The 17,473-nt window shown below is 64.3% G+C and carries 18 protein-coding genes; 8 read left to right on the top strand and 10 right to left on the bottom strand.

What is annotated here, in order from left to right; genetic code table 11:
• Positions 1-2 precede the first annotated feature (2 nt).
• From LB554_RS11495 to LB554_RS11485, 3 genes are all read right to left on the bottom strand, one after another.
• Positions 3-710 carry a response regulator transcription factor gene (locus LB554_RS11495; protein ID WP_224584611.1) on the bottom strand — a complete coding sequence of 236 codons (708 nt, stop codon included), beginning with the start codon at positions 708-710 and terminating at the stop codon, positions 3-5.
• A 166-nt stretch (positions 711-876) separates the two neighbouring features.
• A complete protein-coding gene (locus tag LB554_RS11490; RefSeq protein WP_224584609.1) occupies positions 877-1,722 on the bottom strand; it encodes a glutathione S-transferase family protein in 846 nt (281 codons plus the stop codon).
• A gap of 25 nt (positions 1,723-1,747) precedes the next feature.
• Positions 1,748-2,329 (bottom strand): VOC family protein, encoded by a 582-nt coding sequence (locus tag LB554_RS11485; protein WP_015318526.1) that lies wholly within the window; start codon positions 2,327-2,329, stop codon positions 1,748-1,750.
• A gap of 338 nt (positions 2,330-2,667) precedes the next feature.
• Here LB554_RS11485 and LB554_RS11480 point away from each other — a divergent pair, with 338 nt between their 5' ends.
• Together LB554_RS11480 and LB554_RS11475 are read left to right on the top strand one after the other, a co-directional pair.
• Positions 2,668-3,555 (top strand): DMT family transporter, encoded by an 888-nt coding sequence (locus LB554_RS11480; protein WP_140617238.1) that lies wholly within the window; start codon positions 2,668-2,670, stop codon positions 3,553-3,555.
• A gap of 60 nt (positions 3,556-3,615) precedes the next feature.
• Positions 3,616-4,521, top strand: coding sequence for a DMT family transporter (locus LB554_RS11475; protein ID WP_140823745.1), 906 nt, complete (start codon positions 3,616-3,618; stop codon positions 4,519-4,521).
• 218 nt (positions 4,522-4,739) lie between these two features.
• Here the strand turns inward: LB554_RS11475 and LB554_RS11470 are convergent, their stop codons facing one another.
• On the bottom strand, positions 4,740-5,603 hold the full coding sequence (locus LB554_RS11470; protein ID WP_140663034.1) for a LysR substrate-binding domain-containing protein: 864 nt from the start codon (positions 5,601-5,603) through the stop codon (positions 4,740-4,742).
• A 109-nt stretch (positions 5,604-5,712) separates the two neighbouring features.
• On the opposite strand from LB554_RS11470, the gene LB554_RS11465 reads away from it, so the two are divergent.
• Together LB554_RS11465 and LB554_RS11460 are read left to right on the top strand one after the other, a co-directional pair.
• A complete protein-coding gene (locus LB554_RS11465) occupies positions 5,713-6,120 on the top strand; it encodes a tautomerase family protein (protein WP_140663036.1) in 408 nt (135 codons plus the stop codon).
• Between the two features lie 103 nt (positions 6,121-6,223).
• Positions 6,224-8,446, top strand: a complete 2,223-nt coding sequence (locus LB554_RS11460) for an AMP-binding protein (RefSeq protein ID WP_224584607.1) — start codon at positions 6,224-6,226, stop codon at positions 8,444-8,446.
• Between the two features lie 27 nt (positions 8,447-8,473).
• On the opposite strand, the gene LB554_RS11455 is transcribed toward LB554_RS11460, so the two are convergent.
• Both LB554_RS11455 and LB554_RS11450 read right to left on the bottom strand, forming a co-directional pair.
• A complete protein-coding gene (locus tag LB554_RS11455; protein WP_015318532.1) occupies positions 8,474-9,292 on the bottom strand; it encodes a CDP-alcohol phosphatidyltransferase family protein in 819 nt (272 codons plus the stop codon).
• Positions 9,293-9,294: 2 nt separating this feature from the next.
• Positions 9,295-9,993, bottom strand: coding sequence for a phosphatidylserine decarboxylase (locus tag LB554_RS11450; RefSeq protein WP_140618445.1), 699 nt, complete (start codon positions 9,991-9,993; stop codon positions 9,295-9,297).
• A gap of 408 nt (positions 9,994-10,401) precedes the next feature.
• Between LB554_RS11450 and LB554_RS11445 the strand changes: the two genes are divergently transcribed.
• Positions 10,402-11,268 (top strand): SMP-30/gluconolactonase/LRE family protein, encoded by an 867-nt coding sequence (locus tag LB554_RS11445; protein WP_140791821.1) that lies wholly within the window; start codon positions 10,402-10,404, stop codon positions 11,266-11,268.
• Here the strand turns inward: LB554_RS11445 and LB554_RS11440 are convergent.
• From LB554_RS11440 to LB554_RS11425, 4 genes are all read right to left on the bottom strand, one after another.
• A complete protein-coding gene (locus LB554_RS11440; protein WP_411961393.1) occupies positions 11,265-11,618 on the bottom strand; it encodes an antibiotic biosynthesis monooxygenase in 354 nt (117 codons plus the stop codon). The genes LB554_RS11445 and LB554_RS11440 overlap by 4 nt on opposite strands.
• 88 nt (positions 11,619-11,706) lie before the next feature.
• Positions 11,707-13,590: an ABCB family ABC transporter ATP-binding protein/permease gene (locus LB554_RS11435; RefSeq protein ID WP_140718280.1), complete on the bottom strand. Its 1,884-nt coding sequence runs from the start codon at positions 13,588-13,590 to the stop codon at positions 11,707-11,709.
• A gap of 25 nt (positions 13,591-13,615) precedes the next feature.
• Positions 13,616-13,963, bottom strand: a complete 348-nt coding sequence (locus LB554_RS11430) for an ArsR/SmtB family transcription factor (protein ID WP_015318537.1) — start codon at positions 13,961-13,963, stop codon at positions 13,616-13,618.
• 79 nt (positions 13,964-14,042) lie between these two features.
• Positions 14,043-15,524, bottom strand: a complete 1,482-nt coding sequence (locus LB554_RS11425; protein ID WP_224584605.1) for a LysM peptidoglycan-binding domain-containing protein — start codon at positions 15,522-15,524, stop codon at positions 14,043-14,045.
• A 127-nt stretch (positions 15,525-15,651) separates the two neighbouring features.
• Between LB554_RS11425 and LB554_RS11420 the strand changes: the two genes are divergently transcribed.
• From LB554_RS11420 to LB554_RS11410, 3 genes are all read left to right on the top strand, one after another.
• Positions 15,652-16,263: a TIGR00730 family Rossman fold protein gene (locus LB554_RS11420; protein ID WP_015318539.1), complete on the top strand. Its 612-nt coding sequence runs from the start codon at positions 15,652-15,654 to the stop codon at positions 16,261-16,263.
• A gap of 83 nt (positions 16,264-16,346) precedes the next feature.
• Positions 16,347-16,514, top strand: coding sequence for a hypothetical protein (locus tag LB554_RS11415; RefSeq protein ID WP_224584596.1), 168 nt, complete (start codon positions 16,347-16,349; stop codon positions 16,512-16,514).
• 159 nt (positions 16,515-16,673) lie between these two features.
• Positions 16,674-17,456 carry a glucose 1-dehydrogenase gene (locus LB554_RS11410; protein ID WP_224584594.1) on the top strand — a complete coding sequence of 261 codons (783 nt, stop codon included), beginning with the start codon at positions 16,674-16,676 and terminating at the stop codon, positions 17,454-17,456.
• Positions 17,457-17,473 lie beyond the last annotated feature (17 nt).

Here is a 17,473-nt window from a genome sequence, read left to right as displayed (position 1 = left end):
CGTCAGTTGCGCGAGGCCTTCCAGCCTATGGCCAACAACTCGACCTGGGAGTGCACACCGAGCTTGCGGTAGACCTGCTTGATGTGGTTGCGCACGGTGCCGGGTGAAATCGACAGGCTTCGCGAAATCGTCTTGGCGCTGCCGCCCTCGATCAGGAGCCGCGCGATCTGCCTTTCCCGGGCGCTGAGTTGCGACCCCGCGGCTTCGATTGCGGAACCCTTGTCGCGAAGACGGCACAAATGAAGCAGCCTTTGCAGAATGAGCTTTGTCGCGCTGCTCGCCGCGCCGGCCACGGCCAGATCATGCTCGCCAAAACGCGGTGCGCCTTCCCGGCGAAGAAAGGTTACATAGCCGGCGGTCAGTCCGTCGAGGTTGAACACGCCGGTTATTTCATCGAAGCTGCCGGAGGGCCCGTAGAATTCGCGGTAATACGGCGTGCGCTGGAAATCGCCTTGGCTGAGAGCCGACAACGGCAGCAGGAAATCCTGCCTGGTGCTGGCGAACCTCTGGAAGAACGGATCCTGGCGATAGACGCGCGCATCATAGTCGCGGTTCCAGCGATCGGGTCCGGCATCGTCGATGGTCAGGGATGTTATGTCGCGACGATAGAAGCCAACATAGACACGATCCGAGCCAAGCAGCACCCTTGCCGCCGCGCTGAAGCGGGCCGACAAGTCTTCGGGCGTTGCCGCCAAGGCCGCGGCGGCCACGCCACCACTCCAGCGTTCAAGCCGGTCGAGAGAAAAATTCGACTGCATCCGCGCCCAGACTAAAGCAAGCCCCGCCAACTTCAAGCTGGCGGGGAACCGCGAGGTCGCCGGTGAGATCAGTCCGGCGGCCGCTTCCGCAGCTCATCGCCCCATCGACTGGTTGGACTCACGCCTTGGCCTGCGACCTCACATGGGCGATGTAGCCGCGAACGTCGCCGGCCGGACCAGCATAGGCCTTGCCGAGCTTCTTCTCCATCGCAGCCATGTATTCCTTCGCCCATTTGGGCAGGGCGTAGTCAATGACGGCGAGGAATTCGAGCGTCGCCGCAAGACGGATGTCGGCGATCGACGGGCTCTTGCCGCCGATGAACGGCTTGCCGTCGCGGAAGAAGGAGTGGAAGACCTCGAGCGGCTCGGCAATGGCGGCGACCGCGGCCTTCTGTGCCTCCGATTTCCTGTCTGGGTGGGCGTCGCTGTGACCGACCTCGCCGGCATATTGCGGGAAGCCGAGCGCCGGATAGGTGGCGCGCGCGACATAGGGATAGAGCGTGCCGATCAGATAGAACATAGCGCTGTCTATCATCGCCCGCTTGGCTGGCGCCTTCGGGTAGAATTTCTCCAGCCCATGCTTGTTGGAAAGATATTGCATGATGGCGCAGCTCTCCCACAGCACGCCGCGCGGCAGGCCCTTGTCCTCGATCATCGGCGTCAGGTGGGCCGGATTACGCGCCATGTATTCGGGCGAGCGCGTGTGCCCCCACGCATCGGTCTCCGCATGGTCGAGCCCGGCGGCGCGGGCAAAGACGCGAACGGTCATGTTGTTGACGCTCGGCTTCAGCATGCTGATGGTCAGCGCCGATTTCCTTGCCGGTTTCGCCTTAGCCTTGGCCGCGGTCTTGCCGGCGGCCTTTGGCGCCGTCTTGGTCGCAGCTTTTGCTGCCGGCTTCGCGGTCGCTTTTGCCGCTGGTTTGGCGGCCGGTTTCCCTGCGCTTTTCGTCACTGCTTTTGCCACGTGTTCCTCCTTGCCTGTTCAGCCTTCAGTATGGATTTTTGGGCGCCCGGTCCGCCGACAATGTCGCGCGCGCGCGTTCCACCAGCGCCTGGATCGCATCAGCCAGATGCACCTCGGCGATGTTGTAGTCGCCACGCGTGACGCGAAGCTTATGCGCCTCCATCAGCACATCGGCATGGGTGAAGCCTGCAGGCGGCTCGAAACGATAAGAGGCAAGCTCGATCAGAAGGCCGAGCGGATCCTCGAAATAGATTGAATCCATGAAGCCGCGATCCTTGACGCCACTGTGTTTGATGGCGCGCTCGTCGAGCCGGGCGACCGCCTGCAGGAAAGTGACGCGGGACACCGAAAAGGCGATGTGATGCACGCAGCCCGGGTCGGTCGGGGTGCGGCGCTGCACGGCCGTGCGGGTCTCGTCGGTGAAGATGGTGATCAGCCGGCCGTCGCCCGGATCGAAATAAAGATGGCTTTCGCTCGGCTTGTCGAGATTGGGCTGCTCGAAGATGAAAGGCATGCCCAGCACCCCTTCCCAGAAATCGATCGAGGTCTGGCGACCGGCACCGACCAGCGTGATGTGATGGACGCCTTGCGACTGCAGTTTCTGCATCGGCCTTCTCCCCGCAATATCCGCTCTGGCAGAAGCGGCCCGTCACGCCGCGCCCGCACAAGCTACATCTGGCATGAGCTGAGCGCCAATTCGATGTCCGTTCCCCCGGCGTTCTGCGCGCCTGCCTTCGTCTCCGGCTTTATAAGATGATGCTAAACCAATCGACCGTGCCGCGCCAGAAGCCGCATCCGGGACAAGCTGCATTTCGCACCACTGCCGCCTGCCCCAAAAGCAAGCGCGGTGCTGGAGCAGCGCCGTGCGGGATTTCGCCCGTATAGCTGGCAGGTGCGGAGCCGCCGGGGGCTGGGGCCGCCTTCACTCAAGCAGGCGCACGCCTTATGGCCGATATCGCCATTCTCGATACACGCGAAAGGGTCTTCGCCGGAATCCTGCTGACGGGCGCCGCCTATTTGCTGTTTTCGACGCAGGACGCCTCGATCAAACTGCTGGTCACCGGCATGACCGTCTGGCAGATCATGTTCTTCCGCAGCATCACCATTCTTGGCGCCTGCGCGGTGATCGGCGGGCGGCCGCTGTTCGCCGACACGGTGCGCTCGCCGATCGTGCGGCCGATGCTGGTGCGCAGCGCCTTCACGCTCGCCGCCTGGCTCTGTTACTACAATGCCGCCCGCAGCCTGCAACTCGCCGAACTGACCACCGTCTATTACGCGGCTCCGATCATCGTCACCGTGCTATCGGTGGTCCTGCTCGGCGAAAAGGTGCCCGTTCTGCGCTGGCTGGCGGTTCTGATCGGCTTTGCCGGCGTCTTTGTCGCCTGCGATCCCGCCCATCTTGGCCTGTCCGTGCCCGTGTTGCTGGTACTGACGGCGGCCTGCCTTTGGGGCATCGCCATCGTGCTTCTGCGCAAGACGGCGCTTGCCGAGCGCTCGACGATCCAGCTCCTCCTCAACAATTTCTATTTCCTGGTTTTTTCGGCGGTGCCGGCGCTGTCGTGGTGGCATACGCCGGACCCGGCACAATTGCTGCTTCTTGCCAGCGTCGGTGCGCTCGGCGGCTTGGCGCAATATCTTCTCTTCGAGGGCATGAAGCGTACGCCGGCATCGATCCTGGCGCCGCTCGAGTACACCTCGCTGTTGTGGGCGTTCGCGCTCGGCTTCGCGATCTGGGGCGACGTGCCGCGCCGCGAAGTGTTCCTGGGTGCCGCCCTTATCGTCGCCGCCGGCCTGCTGATCGTCGGCGGCGAACATTTCCGCAAGCGGCTTTGACTTGGATGGTCACTACTCCCGACGCGACGATGTCAGGACGAGGCAAGATAGGCTGCCGGCATGACTGAGATCACGGCCACCGCGGAAACCGCCGAACGCACGCTGGGTATCCTGCTGGTATCATCCTCGGCGGCTGTATTCGGGCTGACCGGCGTTCTGACCAAGTCGATCCATGCCGATCCGCTGACGATCACCTGCTGGCGCGGCTTTGTCGGCGCGATCCTGATCAGCCTCTACGTATTGTGGCGCCGCCGCCGTGCCGGCAACCGTGAACCGCTGCGGCTTGGCTGGCGCGGCTGGCTGCTGGCCATCGAAGGCGCACTGGCCAGCATCGCCTTCATTTCCGCTTTCAAGTTCACTTTCGTCGCCAATGTCGCGGTCATCTACGCGACGTCGCCCTTCATTGCCGCCGTACTGGCCTGGATGCTCGTGCGCGAGCCTTTCCGGCTGCAGACGATGGTGGCGGCGGCGGTGTCGCTGTGCGGGGTCGCCATCATGGTGTGGTCGGGTTTTGCCACCGGCAATTTGTTCGGCGACGGGCTGGCGCTGCTGATGACGGCCGGCAGCGCGCTGTACATGATCATGGTTCGCGCGTTCCGTGACACGCCCGTTGTGTGGGCCGGCGCGGTTTCGGCCTTCCTGCTGTTCATACTCGGATGGTTCGTCACCGATCCCCTGGCGGTCTCATCAAGGGACGCTATCCTGCTTGCCACCTTCGGCGCGTCCTTCGCACTGGCTTCCATTCTGTGGACGGAAGGCTCGCGGCTGATCCCGGCGCCTGAATCGGGCCTGCTCGGTTCGGCGGAAGTGCCGTTCGCCATCCTGTTTGCTTTTCTGTTCCTAGCCGAAATCCCGCCGCTGGCCAGCATGGTCGGCGGTGCCATCGTGCTCGGCGCCGTCTTCGCCCATGCCGGCCGCGACTGGCTGAAGGCACGCTCGCGACAGGCGTCTTCAAATATTTCTTAAAAAAATTTTCGGAAGTCACGGAACCATCACCGTGCCCGGACATTATTAGTGCGACGGGCCACCCCCCAAGTCCCCCCAAACCCCTCGGCCCGTCCTACTCCAAGCCGACCGCAAGGTCGGCTTTTTCTTTGCGACAGCTTTTGCTTTGCAACAGACGGGTCGACCGCAAGTCGGCTTTCCAGCCGATAGACCGGCGACGGAACTTCGCGCCTCGTCAATCAACCAAGCGATCCGGACAAAGCGAGGCTACCGCCGAGCAGCGTCGCCAGATCGCCTGCGGGCGCATCGGCACCGGCGCGCAGGCGGATCGCGAACTCAGCCATCGGAACCGGCGGCAAGCCAAGTTCGCGGGGCGCTTCGACAATGCCGGAATGGGCAAAGCGCGGGGTTCGCAAGGTCAGCGCAACACCGGCATTTACCGCAGTGCGCAGACCGGCCAGGCTGGCGCTGCCGGCAGCGATGCGATAGCGGCGGCCGGCGGCGTCGAGCGCGGCGAGCGCCGCCTCGCGAAACCCGCAATAGGGGTCGAGCAGCGCCAGCGGCAATTCTTCCTGCCGCGAGGCCAGTCCCTTCTGCGAACACAGCCATGTCATCGGCTCGCGCAACACGCCGACCTCGTCCGGCACGGCAGCCTGGCGCATGACGATCGCCAGATCGAGGCTGCCAGCTTGTAACGCCTGCGCCAGTTCGGCGGAGCGGCCGACACGCAATTCGATCCTGACGCGGGGATGGCTGGAGGCGAAGGCACGCAGCAGGTCCGGCAGGCCGCTATCGGCGAAATCCTGCGTCGTGCCGATGGCGACGCGCCCGGCAGCGCGCGCGCCCTTCAGCGCCAGCCAGGCCTGGCGATGCACGGCAAGAATACGCCTGGCGTGCCCGACAAGATCCTCGCCTGCCGGCGTCAGGCCGCGCCCCCTGCCCTGCGGCGCCAGAAGTGGCTCACCGACGATCTCTTCCAAGCGCTGCATCTGCGCCGTCACCGCCGAGGGTGAGCGGCCGACATTGGCCGCCGCCTGCGCCAGCGAACCGCTGTCGACGAAAGCAAGGAAGGTTCTGAGCAGGTCGGGATCAAGCGTTTCCATAATTCGATTTTATCAAATCATCAGTTGAAAACAATTCAGTTTTTTCGATCAAAAGATGATGGCATGGTCTTCAACGGCGCCCACGCCGCTAAAAACCAAGGAGAGAAAAATGCCCATCATCAATGTCAGCGTCACCGGCAAGCCCGACGCCACCCTGTCGGCCAGCATCGCCAGGGAAATAACCGAGATTACCGCCACGCATCTGCGCAAGGATCCGACGATCACCGCAGTTGCCGTGTCCTATCTCGATCCGCAGCACTGGTTCGCCGGCGGCAAGTCGCTCGCCGAGCACGGCACCAACACGTTCTGGCTCGACATCAAGGTGGTCGATGGCACCAACACAAAGCTCGAACTGGAGGCCTATCTCGAGGCGGTCTTCGATGCCTTTGGCCGCCTGCTAAGCGGCGTGCACCAGGAGAGCTATGCTTTCGTGCATGAGGTTCCGGCAGCGGCCTATGGCTACGGCGGCAAGACGCAGGAGTTCCGTTTCATCAGCGGGCGGCTGAACGCGGCGTGAGGGCGCCCCTTCCGCATTGACCTTGCCTCGACTTCCGCTAGGCTCTGTCCCCGAAGCGGCCGCACAAGAGCCGCAATGACAAAATCGTTGGGAGAGACGCGGCATGATCCTGACACTGGCGCTGCTTGCGGGTCTGGTTGTGGCCTGGTTGCTGATCGGCGTGGTGGAAAAATTCCGCCTCGGCCTGCGCTTCACCCAAGCGCTGCTCTACGCACCGTTCAAGCTCGCCTACCGGATCAGCGACAATCGCATCAAGATCGCTCGCAAGGCGCAGGTGCCGGTCATCTATGTCATCTCGCACCAGTCGCGCTTCGAGCCGGCGCTGATGCTGTCGCTGCTGCCCGACGACACGCTGCATATACTCGACGAGGTCTCGGCGCGTTCGCCTTGGCTCGAACCGTGGCGCGAACTCGGCCGCACCATTGCCTTCAACGCCGAACATGTCTTCGTCAGCCGCCGGCTGGTGCGCGTGCTGAAGGGCAAGGGCCGGCTGGCCGTCTATCTGCCGGACGCGGTCGAGCCCGACGTCAAGACGTTTCGGCTGTTCCGCGCCGTCACCCGCATAGCCATGCAGGCCGACGCCCGCATCGTGCCGATCTTCGTCGCCGGCGCCCGCAACCTGCCGGTGTCGCTGACGCCGGCGGACAAGGCACCGCGTCACTGGTTTCCACGGCTGTCGGTCAGTGTCCTGGAGCCGATGACGATCGCCGAACTGGTGGCGCGCAATCCGGACCAGGCTTCCAACACCAATGCGCTGTTCGACCGCGTCGCGGAGGCCCGGCTTTTTGGCACCGACCTCGACCGCGGCCTGTTCCTTGCCATGCGCGACGCCGCAACCAGGATCGGCGCTTCGCATCCGATCATCGAGGACGTCATTTCCGGGGCGCTGAGCTACCGCAAGATGTTCATCGGCGCGCGGGTGCTGGGCAGGCGCTTCGAGGCGGTGACGGCGCCGGGCGAAGCTGTGGGGGTAATGCTGCCCAACGCCAACGGCGTCGTGCTGTCGCTCGTCGGCCTGCTCTCGGCGGGCCGTGTGGCGGCGATGATCAACTACACGGCCGGGCCGGCAAGCGTCACCGCGGCTGTCCGTACCGCCGTCATCCGTACCGTTGTCTCTTCGCGTGCCTTCGTCGAGAAGGCCGATCTCGCCGATATCGTCGCCGCGGTTGAAAAGGGCGGCGCCAGGCTGCTGTGGCTGGAAGATGTACGCGAAAGCGTCACCACGCTGGACAAGCTTGCAGCCGCCTTGCTGTGGCGCCTGCCGCTGCAGCGACAGGACGCGGCAAAGCCCGGCGTGATCCTGTTCACCTCGGGCTCCGAAGGCACGCCGAAGGCCGTTGTTCTGTCGCAAAAGAATCTCCTCGCCAATGCCATGCAGGCCGAGGCGCGGATCACCATTTCGCCGGCGGACATCCTGCTCAACGTGTTGCCGGTGTTCCATTCGTTCGGCCTGACGGGCGGCACCATCCTGCCACTGGTCACCGGGGTAAAGCTGTTCCTCTATCCCTCGCCTCTCCACTACAAGCTCATCCCCGAGATCGCGCGCAAGGTGAAACCGACCATCATGTTCGGCACCGACACGTTCCTCGCCAACTATGCGCGCACCGCCAAGGACGGGGATTTCTCCAGTCTGCGCTTCGTCGTCGCCGGCGCCGAGGCGGTGAAGCCGGATACCCGCCGCGTTTATCGCGAACGCTTCCAGGCCGAGATCATCGAGGGCTTCGGACTGACCGAGGCGGCGCCCGTGGTTGCCGTCAACACCGCGATCCACGGCCGCGACGGCACGGTCGGCCGGCTTCTGCCGGCCATTCGCATGAAACTGGAGCCAGTCGAAGGCATCAACGATGCCGGCCAGTTGTGGCTCGACGGGCCGAACATGATGATGGGCTACATGACCGCGGACCGCCCCGGCGAGCTCCAGCCGCTGACCGGCTGGCACGACACGGGCGATATCGTCGCCGTCGACCGCGAAGGCTTCATCAGCATTCGCGGCCGCGCCAAGCGCTTCGCCAAGATCGCTGGCGAGATGGTGTCGCTGGGTGCGGTCGAGATGCTGGTGCAGTCGCTTTGGCCGGAAGAACGCCATGCGGCGGTGGCGGTGCCGGACAAAAGGCGGGGCGAGCGCATCGTGCTGGTCACCACCGCCGACGATGCCAGTGCCGAGGAGTTGCGTCAGTTCGGCAAAAAGGCCGGAGCGGCCGAACTGATGGTGCCTAACGACATCGTCAAGGTCGAGGAAATCCCGGTACTCGGCTCCGGCAAGACCGATTATGTGTCGACGAGAAAGCTGGCGATCGACCGGCTCGGACTTGGCGTGGCGGCCTGAGTCGGACCAAGGACTTCGGCCGACTTTCTAACCTATGTCCGAAGGCGGCACCTTCTCGCCTTCCAGCTTGGCTCGCTTGGAATAGGCGCGCACGCTGAATGGAAGAAAGATCAGGTAGCCCGCGACCGATGCCGTCAGCGTGTACCAGGGATAGGTCATCAGCAAGAGAATGTAGAGGACGACGGCGAGGATGACCGGCAGCACCCTGTCGCCAGGGATCTTGATGCTCTTGCCTGAATAGACTGGCAAGCGGCTGACCAGCAGGAAGGCGACCAGGATGGTGAAGCCGGTGGCGACGAAGGCGGCCGGCCGGCTGGGCTCCACCCCAAGCCGCAGGAAATAGAGATAGAGCGGCAGCATCACCAGAACGGCGCCCGCCGGCGCCGGCACACCGACGAAATATTCGGTCTGCCATATCGGGCGGTCGGCCTTCTCGTCGTCGAGCACGTTGAAACGCGCCAGCCGCAGCCCGCAAGCGATCGCAAACAGCAGTGCCGCGATCCAGCCCGGCGAGCCGGCGCGGTCGAGCAGGAAGGCATAGAGCACCAGAGCCGGCGCAACGCCGAAATTGACGATGTCGGCCAGGGAATCCATCTGCGCGCCGAATTTGGAGGTCGCCTTCAGCATCCGCGCCAGGCGGCCGTCAATGCCGTCGAGAAAAGCGGCCAGCAGCACCATCACCACCGCCGGCTCGAAACGCCCCTCGAAACCGAAGCGGATGCCGGACAGGCCGGCGCAGATGGCAAGCACGGTGACCAGATTGGGCAGCACCATGCGCATGGGGATCTCGCGGATGCGCGGACCGCCGCTGGCATGGGCCTCGAATTTTTTATACTGCGTGCCCACCGTCAGGAAATCCGCACGAGAGGCGTGCCGGCGACACCGCCGAATTCGGCGAGCACGGTTTCGCCGCCGACCGCCGTCTGGCCAACGGCGACGCGCGGCGTGGCGGTCAAGGGCAGGAACACGTCGACGCGCGAGCCGAAGCGGATCAGGCCGAAACGCTCGCCGGTGCCGATCGAAGCGCCGGCCTCGGTCCAGCAGACAATGCGGCGCGCCACCAGGCCGGCGATCTGGACTGCCGCCACCGTGCCGTTGGGGCTCTCGATGACGAGGCCGTTGCGCTCGTTTTCCGTGCTCGCCTTGTCCAGCTCGGCATTGAGGAATTTTCCCGGCCGATGTTCGATTCTGGCGATGCGGCCGCGCACCGGAGAGCGGTTCACGTGACAGGAAAAGACGTTCATGAACACGGAGATACGGGTCATCTCGACATTGCCGAGGCCAAGCTCGCGCGGTGGCACGGCCGGCCCGACCGCCGAGACGATGCCATCAGCGGGGCTTACCACCAGGCGATCGTCAACAGGCGTGACGCGCTCGGGGTCACGGAAGAAATAGACGCACCAGGCGGTCAGGATCAGGCCGATCCAGAACAGGATCGAGGAGAAATAGCCGACGAACAGCGTCGCCGCGCCAAACGCCGCGATGAAGGGATAGCCTTCGCGATGGATCGGTACGAACGCGTTCTTGACCGTGTCGACAAGGCTCATGGGCTGGGGGCGGTCCCTGTTTCAGGTCCGGCCTCAATAGCCGAAACACCCCCTGCCCGCAACGCGACAATCGCCGGCGCGGATGAACGGGCAAGTGCGGGCCTGTGACCGCGGATAGCCTGGCGCTCCGTGTGTCGTGAAATTGGATACCGGGTCGCATGCCTGTGTCATGCCCTCAAAAGCCATCCCTTGACAGCGCCGGGACAGCCAGAGTGGCCGAGAAACCTATCTGCGCCGACGCCGCCCTTGCGCAGACCGGCACCTGTGGCGTCAACGTCACACCGATGCAGCGTTCTTCCTGCGCGAAAATACAGCGGTCCGCTGTCGGGAGACTCTCATCTCGCCCGTCCTTGGTGGGAAGCGCTTCATCGCAAGGGCGGATGACGCGCGCAACGGAGGCTCCTGATCATGCGAATATCGTCCGGCGACAAACCGCATATCGTCATGGAAGGTCTCGCCTTCGGGGAATCGCCACGCTGGCATGATGGGCGCCTGTGGGTCTGCAATTGGGGCACCGGCGAGATCATCGCCGTCGATGCCGACGGCAGCCGCAAGATCATGCTCACGATTCCGGCTGTCCTGCCCTACTCAATCGACTGGCTGCCGGATGGTCGCCTGCTGGTTGTCTCAGGCCGCGAGGGCCTGCTGTTGCGGCAGGAAGCCGATGGCTCGCTCGTCACCCACGCCGACCTGCGCGGCCTGTCGAAAAGCCCGTGGAATGAGATCGTCGTCGACGGGCGCGGCAACATCTACGTCAATGGTGGCGGGCCGGCGCCGGCGACCGGCCAGCATTTCGGTCCCGGCACCATCGTGCTGGTCACACCGGATGGCGCGGTCAGGCAAGTGGCGGACACTATCGCCTTTGCGAACGGCATGGCGGTGACCCCGGACAACAAGACGCTGATCATTGCCGAATCCCATGCCAACCGGCTGACCGCGTTTGACATTGCCGCCGACGGTTCCTTGTCCAACAGACGCACCTGGGCCGATCTCGACGGATATCCCGACGGCATCTGCCTCGATGCCGAAGGGGCGGTCTGGTATGCCGACGTTCCCAACAAGCATTGCGTGCGGGTGCGCGAAGGCGGTGACGTCTTGCAGACCGTCACCGCCGATCGCGGCTGCTTTGCCTGCATGCTGGGCGCTGCGGACAGGAAAACGCTGTTCATCACCGCCGCCGAGTGGCGCGGCTTCGAACATATGACAAGCGACGCCCGCACCGGCAAGGTGCTCGGCATTGAAGCGCCGGCACCGGGTGTGGGGTGGCCTGGCTAGAGTCCCGGCACGCGCTGATAATTGGCGATATCAGCTCGCACTCCGAGCCGGGCGATCGTCTCCTGCGGGTTGAAGGCGATGCGCTCGTGAGCAGCCTTGACGATCGGTACCACATTGTCGACGGCAGCCTGGCTTTCCCATTCGACGATGGTGACCAGGTTGAATTCGCCCGGTCCGGAGAATTGCTCGAGCAGAAAGTCCTGGACGAAGCCTTGCTGCAGACGCAGCAACTCATGCGTCATCTTCACCTTTGCGAGGATTTCATCGCGGGCATTGGCGGGCACCACGAACTTGTCGACCCTGAACACGCTGCCGCCGTTAACATCCTGATCCGTAAAGCTCATATCCATTTGATTCCGTCCTCGACGATGCTGTTTTGCGGCTCTCGGGCGACGGTCTACAATCTCAACCTAAGTTGAGGTCAAGAGCTTTTTTGAGCTACGACATCTCCGATGTGCGCCGGCGTACGACGACACCCAGTTCGTCGCTTTCGCGGGCAATGCGCAGCCGCTCCTCGGCTTCGGTCGCCTCGCGCTGGCGGTCCCACATCGAGGCATAGAGGCCGTGCTTTCGCATCAGCTCGACATGAGTGCCGCGCTCGGCGATCTGGCCGTCCTTCAGCACGATGATCTCGTCGGCGGCAATCACCGTCGACAGGCGGTGGGCGATGACGATGGTGGTGCGGCCCTTGCTGACGAGGTCGAGCGCGGCCTGGATCTCCTGTTCTGTATGACTGTCCAGTGCGGAGGTCGCTTCGTCGAGCATCAGGATCGGCGGTGCCTTCAGGATGGTGCGGGCGATCGCCACGCGCTGCTTCTCGCCGCCGGAAAGTTTCAGCCCGCGCTCGCCGACCATCGACTTGTAGCCGTCGGGCAGCTTCTCGATGAACGGCCCGATCTGGGCGAGTTCGGCGGCCTTGCGCACCTCCTCCTCGCCGGCGCCGACACGGCCGTAGCGGATGTTGTAGGCGATGGTGTCGTTGAACAGCACCGTGTCCTGCGGCACCATGCCGAGCACCGCGCGCAGGCTGTCCTGCGTCACGTCCCTCACGTCCTGGCCGTCGATCAGAACCTGGCCACCCTGCACGTCGTAGAACCGGAACAGCAACCGCGAGATGGTCGACTTGCCCGCACCCGACGGCCCGACAATGGCAACGGTCTTGCCGGCCGGCACCTCGAAGGAGACGCCCTTCAGGATCTTGCGGTTCGGATCATAGGAAAAGTGGACGTCACGGAACTCGACCTTGCCGGCGCTGACGGCCAACGGCTTGGCGTTGGGCTTGTCGACGATCTCCTGCGGCACGTCGAGGAGGTCGAACATGTGCTCAATGTCGGTGAGGCCCTGGCGGATTTCGCGATAGATGAAGCCGATGAAGTTGAGCGGCACGGAGAGCTGTACCAGCATGGCATTGATGAAAACGAAATCGCCGACGCTCTGGGTGCCGGCCTGCACCTCCAGCGCCGACATGCACATGACGACGACCGTACCGACGCCGAAGATGAAGCCCTGGCCGAAGTTCAGCCAGCCGAGCGAGGTCCAGGTCTTGGTTGCGGCGATCTCGTAACGCGCCATCGAGCGGTCGAAGCGCTCGGCCTCCATGCGCTCATTGGTGAAATACTTGACCGTCTCGAAGTTAAGCAGCGAGTCGATCGCCTTGGTGTTGGCGTCGGTGTCGCTGTCGTTCATGTCGCGGCGGATCGAGATGCGCCAGTCGCTGGCCTTTACCGTGAACCAGACGTAGAGGCAGACGGTGACCGCCACCACGGCCACATATTTCCAGCCATAGGTGAAACCGAATATGCCGGCGGTCAGCGCGAATTCGAGGATCGTCGGCGCGGTGTTGAGCATGATGAAGCGGACGATCGTCTCGATGCCCTTGGTGCCGCGCTCGATGATGCGCGACAGGCCGCCGGTGCGGCGCTCCAGGTGGAAGCGCAGCGACAGCTGGTGCATGTGCACGAAGGTGCGGAAGGCAAGCTGGCGAACCGCATGCTGGCCGACCCGGGCAAACAGCGCATCGCGCAGCTGGTTGAAGCCGAGCTGGACGAGCCTCAGTACATTATAGGCAATGACCAGCATCACCGGGGCAAGCATGAACGATGGCAGCGGCGGTGGCGTTTTGAAGCCGCCCGCCAGCGCATCGGTCGCCCATTTGAAGAAATAGGGACCGGCGACCAGCGTCACCTTGGCGACGACCAGCAGCAGCGTCGCCCAGGTCACCCGCGCCCTGAGATCGGCGCGGTCGGCCGGCCACATATAGGGCCAGAGATTGCGCAGTGTCGTGAGTGTCGAGGTGTCGGCGGAGACGGTTTTTTCGGCCACTTTTCTTGCCTTTTGGGTGAGAGGGTCAGCGGCCGGAGCAGCAGGAATTGATGAGCGCGCCCAGCGATGCCGACACGTCGGCAAGTGCCGCGCGATCGACCGCATAGCGCGATCGCTGACGGTCGGGCTCAAACCGGACGAGGCCCGCCTCGACCAATATTTTCAGATGCTGGGAGATCGTCGACTGGGCCAGAGCGAAACGGTCGACGACCTCACGGCAGCAGCAGGAATTGCTGGCCGACAGATGCCTCAGTATCTCGATCCGCGCCGGATGCGAAAGTGCTGCGAACCGCGCCGCGACAGCGCGGCTGTCCGGCATGCAGCCAGGCAGTGCCGAGGCGGCATGGTCTGGTAAGGGAACGCATTCTGTCATCGTTCATCGGCGATAGACGATGAACGATGACAGGGCAAGCTAGGCCGATGGGTAGATTGCCAGAATTGCCGGTCTATCCCTATTCCGTCTTCATCGGTGCGGTCGTCGCCTGCTCGCCCATTGCCTTGAGGTCGGCGGCTTCGCCTTCCTTCGACTTTTCCGGAACCTTGAACACCTGCCCCGGCCAGATGCGGTTCGGATTCCTGATCTGGTCCTGGTTGGCGAGGTATATGGTGGAGTAGCGCACGCCGTGACCATAGACGCGCCGTGAGATCCGCCACAGTGTGTCGTTGCGCCGAATGATGACCGCGCTGTCGGCATGTTCGAGCTTGGGCGACACGATTTCGGGCACGTCGCTTGGCGGCGTGGCTGCTGCGACGTTAGCCGGAGCCTCGGTGGCTGGCGCGGCGGGAGCCGGCGCGGTCTCGCCCGGAGCAGCGGCGGCAACAGCGGGCGCCGCGGGCTTGGCCTCGGCGGGCTTGGTCTCGGTGGGCTTGGTCTCGGCGGGGGCAACGGCGGCGACCGCCTCGCCCGGTTCGCGCTCGAAGGGCACCGCGGCGCGGGCCACCACCTTCACGCCATCGGCATCGAGGCCGTCGACATGGATGGTATAGCTGCCGACCGGAATATCGCGCGTCGCCTCGACCAGGAAATGGCCGTCCGACGAGGTCTGCGCGTCGCCGAGCAGGATGTCGTTGGCGTAGGCGCGCACCTTGCGGCCCGGATCGGCGAGGCCGGCGACAAAGATCTTGTTGCCGTCGATCTCGACTGCCTCGACCACGATCTTTGGTTCGGCCACGGCTGCCGCGGGCGCGGCCGGTGCCGCCGGAGTGGGTTTTGCTTCAACCACGGCTGGCGTGGCCGTCGCCGGCGCGGCGGGCGCTTCAGCAGCAGGAGCGGCAGCCTGGTCGCCGGTTGCCGGCGCCGGCTTTGGCTCAGATGCCGGAACCGTCAGCAGTTCGGCCGGCTTGCCCGGCTCCTCGACCATGGCCAGCACCTGGCCAGCCGCATTCGTGGGCACCGAGACGACTGCGGTCTGCGCCGAGGCGGTCACGACCGCGCCAACCGTCGAACGCAGGGCGATCGTATAGTCGCCGGGCTTCAGCGGGTCTTCGAGCACGATGACAAAGGCGCCATCGGGACCAGCAACCGTGGAGCCGATCACCGTCGCGCCGTTGAGAATTTCGACCTTCGAGTTGGGCGCCGCGTTGCCGGCAACGACGATCGAGCCGTTGCTCTCGACCCGTACGACATCGAAAGTCGGCGCGATCGGATCCGCCGTCGCGGGCGCCGCAGGCGCCGCAGCGTCGGTTGCAGGTGCTGCCGGGGCCGTCGCCTGAGGTGCCGCGCCCGGCGCGGCCGGCATCGCCGGAGCCGGCAGGCGCCCTTCCGTGCCAGGATCGGCCGGCTTCGGCGCCGCGGGCGGCGTCAACGCCGCGACTTCCGCCGGCGGTGTGCGATGAAGATACGGGTCGAGTGCGCCCGACACATAGGCGGTTCCCGCGGCCGCGACGGTCCCACCCGCCGCGAACAAGAACGCCTTAAATGGATTGATTGCCATGTATTTCCCTGCCCCTTAGCCACCTAACGCCGGTCTAGCGTGTTTTGCCATGACCGACAAGAAAAAGCCCGGCCTTCTCAACCCTAGGGCTTGACCGCGCTTTCAGACCCAATCACCAATCATCGGCATGAACACGATTCGATCCGTTTGCGTCTATTGCGGCTCATCTCCGGGCCGCGATGAAATCTATGTCAAGGCCGGCCACCTGCTTGGACGCTCAATTGCAAAGGCAGGCCTGCGGCTGGTCTATGGCGGCGGCACCAAAGGCATTATGGGCGCCGTCGCCGAAGGCGCGCTCAAGGCCGGCGGCAAGGTGACGGGCATCATTCCGCGCTTCCTGATCAACAAGGAAGCAACCGAAACCGCGCTTGACCGGCTCGACGAGTTGTCGATCACCGACAACATGCACGAGCGCAAACACAAGATGTTTGAGAAATCCGACGCCTTTGTGGCGCTGCCTGGTGGCATCGGCACAGTCGAGGAGATCGTCGAGATCATGACCTGGGCGCAACTTGGCCATCACCGCAAACCGATCGTCTTCGGCAATGTCAACGGATTCTGGGATCCGATGACGGCGTTGCTTGATCACATGGCGGCGGAAGGCTTCATTCATACCGCGCAGCGTGTGAAGCCGCTGGTCGTCAACGATCCCGAGGCGATCGTCGCCGCCATCATGGTCGCCGGCTCCTCGGTCGACGCGCCGACCGAGGGCGTCCAGTCGGTGATCGACAAGATGTAAGGTTACGGGAGTAGAGCAGTAGGTTTGCAGTGTCGGAGCGTACACTTCCCCCTACTGCCTGCTCCCTACTCCCTCCGAGCAGCTTGCCCCAGATCGGCGACATTCCCGGCAGCGGCATGATGTTCGCAGTCGGCAGCGATGCCGATGTGCGCGGCCATCTCGCCACCTTGCCACTGGTCAAGGCTGGCATGATGGACATTGCCGCGACCGTGCCACTCAACCCCTATCCGGGGTTTGGGCCGAAGCGCTGAGGCCGACGGCCGCGACAATCGAGGTCGTCAGCAGGACCGCCAGGCCGACAAGCGCCTTGCATCTCATCAAGCCAAGCGGCACGCTGGCGCTGCCGCTTGCCAAGGGCCGAACGAGCCTTCGACTGACGGGCGACAAATCGCAATCGATGAAGGTGCAAATTGCATTCGACCGACTATCTCGGCCAACTGTTCGGCCTCGAAGGCAAGCATGCCTTCATAACCGGCGCCAGCCGTGGCCTGGGCCTCGCCTTCGCGGAGGCGCTTGCGAGCGCCGGCGCGCGCGTCACGATCGGCGGCCGCAAGGCCGACGATCTCAAAGCGGCCGCGGACAAGTTGCGCGCCGCGGGCCATTCGATCACGGAAGCGGTGATCGACGTAACCGACACCCAGTCGGTCGACCAGGCAATCGCGGCGGCGGAAACCGGCACCGCACCGATAGACATCCTGGTCAACAATGCCGGCATCCAGCGACGGGCGCCGTTGGAGACCTTCAGCGACGCCGACTGGGACGCGTTGATGGCCACCAACCTGGACGGCGTGTTCAAGGTGAGCCGGGCCGTCGTAAAGGGCATGATCGCGCGCCAAAGGGGGTCGATCATCAATGTCTCCTCGGTGCAGAGCGTGCTCGCACGCCCGTCGATCGCGCCCTATGCGGCGAGCAAGGGCGCCATCACCATGCTGACCAAGTCGATGGCCGGCGAATGGGGCCAGCACGGCGTGCGCGTCAACGCCATCGCGCCGGGCTATTTCAAGACCGAGCTCAACGCCGCGCTGGTCGCCGACGAGACATTCTCCGCCTGGCTGACCGGCCGCACGCCGATGCGGCGCTGGGGCGAAGTGAGGGAACTCGCGGGCGCTGCCGTGTTCCTGGCGTCCGACGCCGCCAGTTTCGTGAACGGACAGATGCTGCTGGTGGATGGCGGGATCACCAGCGTCCTGTAAGGGGGCACGCCGTCACG

The organism is Mesorhizobium sp. CO1-1-11 (assembly GCF_020164995.1).
GTDB lineage: Bacteria > Pseudomonadota > Alphaproteobacteria > Rhizobiales > Rhizobiaceae > Mesorhizobium > Mesorhizobium australicum.
Note: the sequence above shows the minus strand (reverse complement) of the source record. Positions and strands in the feature narration are given on the sequence as shown.

Bases quoted from the DNA above. Each gene is read 5' to 3' on its own strand.
- LB554_RS11460 (WP_224584607.1), top strand. From the start codon at position 6,224: ATGATCCTGACACTGGCGCTGCTTGCGGGTCTGGTTGTGGCCTGGTTG.
- LB554_RS11475 (WP_140823745.1), top strand. From the start codon at position 3,616: ATGACTGAGATCACGGCCACCGCGGAAACCGCCGAACGCACGCTGGGT.
- LB554_RS11450 (WP_140618445.1), bottom strand. From the start codon at position 9,993: ATGAGCCTTGTCGACACGGTCAAGAACGCGTTCGTACCGATCCATCGC.
- LB554_RS11465 (WP_140663036.1), top strand. From the start codon at position 5,713: ATGCCCATCATCAATGTCAGCGTCACCGGCAAGCCCGACGCCACCCTG.
- LB554_RS11445 (WP_140791821.1), top strand. From the start codon at position 10,402: ATGCGAATATCGTCCGGCGACAAACCGCATATCGTCATGGAAGGTCTC.
- LB554_RS11430 (WP_015318537.1), bottom strand. From the start codon at position 13,963: ATGACAGAATGCGTTCCCTTACCAGACCATGCCGCCTCGGCACTGCCT.
- LB554_RS11420 (WP_015318539.1), top strand. From the start codon at position 15,652: ATGAACACGATTCGATCCGTTTGCGTCTATTGCGGCTCATCTCCGGGC.
- LB554_RS11485 (WP_015318526.1), bottom strand. From the start codon at position 2,329: ATGCAGAAACTGCAGTCGCAAGGCGTCCATCACATCACGCTGGTCGGT.
- LB554_RS11425 (WP_224584605.1), bottom strand. From the start codon at position 15,524: ATGGCAATCAATCCATTTAAGGCGTTCTTGTTCGCGGCGGGTGGGACC.
- LB554_RS11440 (WP_411961393.1), bottom strand. From the start codon at position 11,618: ATGGATATGAGCTTTACGGATCAGGATGTTAACGGCGGCAGCGTGTTC.
- LB554_RS11480 (WP_140617238.1), top strand. From the start codon at position 2,668: ATGGCCGATATCGCCATTCTCGATACACGCGAAAGGGTCTTCGCCGGA.
- LB554_RS11470 (WP_140663034.1), bottom strand. From the start codon at position 5,603: ATGGAAACGCTTGATCCCGACCTGCTCAGAACCTTCCTTGCTTTCGTC.